Here is a 4,447-nt window from a genome sequence, read left to right as displayed (position 1 = left end):
TGCCAACGCAGCGGGCCAGTCAGATTCATGAGTTGTTGCCGCACCGCTGGCAGCCCCAAGTTCAAACTCTTTGATTCCAGGCCACAGATGCTGTGCTGTGGTCAAGATGGGTTCACCGGGCGCTTACCTTGATTTGACGCTCGGGCTCAGGGCAGTCCGCGAAATCGACCACGCTTCAGCAGGTGCCTTGATTGACTTGCAGTTGGTAGTTTTGACAGGTGCACCAGATCCAACGCATCGATCTTCCAGGTCCAGTTGGTGACTTCTTCCAGCTTTTCCAGGGCTGATTTCAGGTCCTGTTTGAACCCTTTGAGGCTGGAATTTTGACTGCCGCACAGCCGGTGCAAGGTTTCAACTTTGACTGGGAAGGGCTTGGCATGGGAGCTGTAATACCCATGCAACCACTGGGCGAGAGGCCGCTTTTTCAGGGCCATGCGCTGGCCAAACTCCACGCTTGACCAGCCGTCCAGGCCATAGAGCTCGATGAGTTTCGGATTCATCTCAATCACGTAACGCCCACTCTGATCGTCCCTGCCGCCGTGGCTCAGGATTGCTCCGAAATAGGCCCGGTGACCATCCTTGATTTCCACCACGCTGGCCGCCAAGCGCGCAAACGCGCCTTTCAGCCACTCATGCTGGCTTTTACCGTTTCCACGTCCAATGCACTTCAAGAATTGTGATGCCGTGAACTGAATCCTGCACCCCAGCCCGCCAGTTCTGGCCAACTGCAGCGCTTGTTCCCAGACGTCCAAATCAGCCTGATCCAGTTGCGGCCCGGTGTGAATGATCTTGACACCCTCGACGCTGGCTTTTTGCACACGCTGCTGAAAAGACCTGGGGCCGCGTCGTACCACGCCAAAAAGTGCCGATCGCAGGACGCTGTTGGGAACACCCCGGCAGACCTCTGCCCACAGTGGCAGTTGCACATCCAAAGGTCTATTCGCGCCAACGGGTTGAAGTGCCTCTGCCGGTTGCCCCCGCGCTTTGGCAAGCGTCAGGTTTTCTTCAAAGGTCCTTTTTTGGCGCATCAACCCGACGCGCCACTCTGATTCTTGCGAGGCCGACCACGGCCACGTACCGGCGTGGTCAGCACGACCGTGGGTGGCGTTGCCTGTACCAGTCCGGGCACTGGGATGCAGCCGGTGGTCGTGTGTGGCAAACCCTTGATAAATTCCTGGATGTCCGATGAGCGCCACCGTACCGAGGCGCCAATTTTGACAGGGGGAGGGAAGCCGACTGGCGGCGTTTTGCGCCCGTATTGCCAATTCCAAATGGATGCTTCACTGATCTTGAGAATGACCGCAACCTCGGCAGCAGTCAGAAGTTCCAAACTTTGCATTCTGATCAACTATTAAAAGTTGATCCCAACGAGATTCTTGGAGGTTTTGCGCGCCCACGCAGCCAGCGGACGGGATCGATAACCCGCCGACGCTTACGCGCAGGCGATTGGCGGGCACGGAAAAAGTTTTGGGGTGAGCGTATCGGTCACCGTGCACAGGACCGATTTGACAATGGAGCGCACGCGCAGTTCAGCTGCAACGATTGCTTTTATGGCAGACCAAAGAACCGATGATTGCGCCACAACCCTTGCGATTGCAGCGCGCCGCAGTATCCTGAAAATATTTTGTTGATGTGCATCCCTGGCCCTGTTTTTTTGTTTGATTACATACTCTATTTGAGCCGCCTTACCGATTCCTGATTGTGTTGCCACGTGTGCCAATTTGACAAACACCATGCCAATCACAAGACATGCAGCTTGACCATAAAAATTGCCGGCAACAATGTCGAATTGCATGGCGCAGACAAGCAGCAACTCAAGGGCCAACATTAACTTGCCGTAGGTTCTTTGAATAAAAATGGTGTTGATGAGCTTGTCATGACGGTGATTGAATATCGTAAGGTCGCGCATGAAGTTTCTGTCTCATCCAAGTCGTCTCAGCTCGAAACCAATCGCGCTCGACCAATTGGTAACTTCGGCCACTTCATCAATAATTCGGCTGGTGGAATTTCTGCGGATGGATATCACCATATTGACCGCCTCGCTGATTAATTCAGGTGCTGCAGGCACGCCCGCTTCCTGAATTAACTGTCCGATTCGGACCAAGGCGGCGCCGGTGGAATTGGCATGGACGGTACCAATGCCGCCAGGGTGTCCTGTATTCCAGGCCTTGAGCAGCGCCAGAGCCGACTTGTCCCTGACTTCGCCCACAACAATCCGGTCTGGTCTTAATCGAAGCGTTGCTCGCAATAAACTGACCTGGTCAATATTGGCAGACGTTCTTAAAAATACCGTGTTTTTGACACTGCATTGCAGTTCCAGCACGTCTTCGATGATGACGATCCGGTGATCCGGGGTAATGTTGGATATTTCATTCAAAACGGCGTTGGCTAAGGTCGTTTTGCCAGAGCCAGTGCCACCTGCAATCAGGATATTTTTTCTGTCCGCAACCGCCGTTTTAATCAATGTGGCTTGCAGCTCAGTCATCACTCCTGTGCTGACGTAGTCAGCAAGACTAAAAATCAATGCTGCCTTTTTTCTGAGGGCAAAAGTTGGCGCCGGTACAACCGGCGGAATCAGGGCTTCAAAACGCGAACCATCCAATGGCAGTTCGCATTCCAGAATCGGGTTGTCAGTTGTGACGGTGGCACCCAGCATGGCTGCCACCGTGGCAACAATCGCCATGGCTCGCACACGGTCAATCTTGCCAATGCATTGCATCCCGCCGGTGTGGGAATCGGTCCAGAGGTCACCCGACGGGTTGAGCATGATCTCCACCACCCGATCATCAGCCAGGGCTACCAGGATGTCAGCCCCGAGGGCGCGCCGCAGTGCATCGTCCGACCTGCGGCGGAACTCATGGCTGGACGTGTTCTGGTGTGTGCTCATGCCGGCATACAGCCCATCCGCAAGCACAAAGCAGATCCATTTTCAGATGCGGGCTAACCCGAGAATCCGACAGCACTGAAGGGGTATTGCCGTCGAATACTGGCTGTCAATTGGCCAATTATTGGCCCGACACTTGCCTTATTTTGGGGTATTTATTCTGCTTGTGAAATTGTGGCCACTCTGTACATTTACAGAAATCAACACATTTCCAAGGGATCAAAATGAAGGTATCGGAAGTCGCCCACAACATCATTCAAACGGCCAATTCGGATGAACTGAAAAGCCTTCAAACCTTGAAGACGGTTTGCAACAGCGACACTGCTTTTGTAGCAGCAGTCAAGAAATATCAAGCCTGTCAAAAATTACTTCAAAAAGCTTTCCTGCTCAGCCGAACCTGGCAGAAATTTGGTCAAGCCCGTACCTGGAAAATTACTGTCAAGGCACTTCAGGCGGCACTCAAGGCGATGGTGGCCGGGTTCAAACGCTTGACAGAATTTGCTGAGTTGCCAGATTCATTGAGAAGACAGATCGAGAAACTAATCAAGGCAAATAGCTTGCAAATGTTGCCTGCCTGATGACCACTTCATCAATCCGTAAAGGTGGTGCTCGATGGATATTAAACACTTCAAATCCCTGTCAAAGAAATGGGCGTTCAAACTGCGCGAGGATGCACAGGATATCGAGCAGGAAATCATTATTTTTTATCTCACCAGGCAGTCAGAAAACAAAAACCTCGACATCTTTCTACCTGGCCATGAAGGCGCGCTCTTTGAGTTGCTGAAGCACAAGATCAGGGGCAACAACCTGGAGAGCCTGGGTGGCAGCGGCAGGCGACTAGGAAGCGCTGGCGATGACGACGAGGCCTGTGAGATCGACACTCATGACGAGTACGAATCGCCAGATGAAAAAGCCGATCAGCTCGACAAGCGGCTGCAATTTGAACAGGTGTTTAGCAATGAGCTGGACCAAATTGATGAACTGAACAATTTGGCCGGTAGCGACCTGGGGGAAGCCTTCGGTTTCACGGGTGCAAATGGCCGGGCTGTTTTGTCCCAACTCAAAAAGCAGATCGTCGCCAGTGCCCAAAAGCGCTTCAACGCCAACTTGCGGGCTGGAGAGCCGCCTGTACGGGCGAAAGTCCGGCAGCAAACGGCGACGGCCTAACCGTCAGCCGCACGGCCGCCATGGCGGCGGGGTTGGGTGCAAAAGAAGACACTTCAGGAAGTTTTGCCAGATGTCCACCAGGTATCGCTGGCACCTGTACCCCGGCTAGTCTAAACACCTTTTGGGCGTAGGTGGCCCCGATCTTTGAATCAGACTGGCCTGTGTTGTACATGCTCAGAGCGCCGCCGAGCGAGTCGGCTCTTGCATAACCCGCAGCCAGAATCTTCGCACCTGCTGCAATGTTGGTGCAGGGGTCGAACACCTGTTCGACAGTCAGCCCCAGCGCGGGCAAATTTTTGCTATTGATTTGCGCCAAGCCCATATCAACACTTTCGCCACGGCCGACAGCCGCCACCGCAGCGGCCACGGCCGCAGCTTTGGACGCAAAGGCCATTG

The 4,447-nt window shown here is 53.7% G+C and carries 7 protein-coding genes; 2 read left to right on the top strand and 5 right to left on the bottom strand.

All coding sequences use genetic code 11. From position 1 onward, the window contains the following. Positions 1 to 146 precede the first annotated feature (146 nt). The 4 genes from trfA to trbB form a co-directional block, all read right to left on the bottom strand. Complete coding sequence (gene trfA / locus PHF15_RS16570) at positions 147 to 1,028, bottom strand: plasmid replication initiator TrfA (RefSeq protein WP_300122940.1); 882 nt, start codon at positions 1,026 to 1,028, stop codon at positions 147 to 149. After that, positions 1,028 to 1,339, bottom strand: a complete 312-nt coding sequence (locus tag PHF15_RS17060) for a helix-turn-helix domain-containing protein (RefSeq protein ID WP_366520625.1) — start codon at positions 1,337 to 1,339, stop codon at positions 1,028 to 1,030. The genes trfA and PHF15_RS17060 overlap by 1 nt, the downstream gene beginning before the upstream one ends. A 93-nt stretch (positions 1,340 to 1,432) precedes the next feature. After that, positions 1,433 to 1,909, bottom strand: coding sequence for a hypothetical protein (locus PHF15_RS16565; RefSeq protein ID WP_300122938.1), 477 nt, complete (start codon positions 1,907 to 1,909; stop codon positions 1,433 to 1,435). A gap of 12 nt (positions 1,910 to 1,921) precedes the next feature. Beyond that, positions 1,922 to 2,887 (bottom strand): P-type conjugative transfer ATPase TrbB, encoded by a 966-nt coding sequence (trbB, locus tag PHF15_RS16560; RefSeq protein WP_300122936.1) that lies wholly within the window; start codon positions 2,885 to 2,887, stop codon positions 1,922 to 1,924. A 221-nt stretch (positions 2,888 to 3,108) separates the two neighbouring features. Here trbB and PHF15_RS16555 point away from each other — a divergent pair, with 221 nt between their 5' ends. Beyond that, the gene (locus tag PHF15_RS16555) at positions 3,109 to 3,462 is read left to right on the top strand and encodes a hypothetical protein (protein ID WP_300122934.1); all 354 of its coding nucleotides are present in this window, start codon (positions 3,109 to 3,111) and stop codon (positions 3,460 to 3,462) included. A gap of 34 nt (positions 3,463 to 3,496) precedes the next feature. Continuing rightward, positions 3,497 to 4,051 carry a hypothetical protein gene (locus PHF15_RS16550; protein WP_300122931.1) on the top strand — a complete coding sequence of 185 codons (555 nt, stop codon included), beginning with the start codon at positions 3,497 to 3,499 and terminating at the stop codon, positions 4,049 to 4,051. Here PHF15_RS16550 and PHF15_RS16545 read toward each other — a convergent pair. Further along, the coding region (locus tag PHF15_RS16545; RefSeq protein WP_300122929.1) for a transglycosylase SLT domain-containing protein at positions 3,981 to 4,447 on the bottom strand (467 nt) is incomplete at its 5' end. The two genes, PHF15_RS16550 and PHF15_RS16545, sit on opposite strands and share 71 nt — an antisense overlap.

The sequence above is a fragment of the Rhodoferax sp. genome, assembly GCF_028689295.1.
Taxonomy (GTDB): Bacteria; Pseudomonadota; Gammaproteobacteria; order Burkholderiales; family Burkholderiaceae_C; genus Rhodoferax.
Note: the sequence above shows the minus strand (reverse complement) of the source record. Positions and strands in the feature narration are given on the sequence as shown.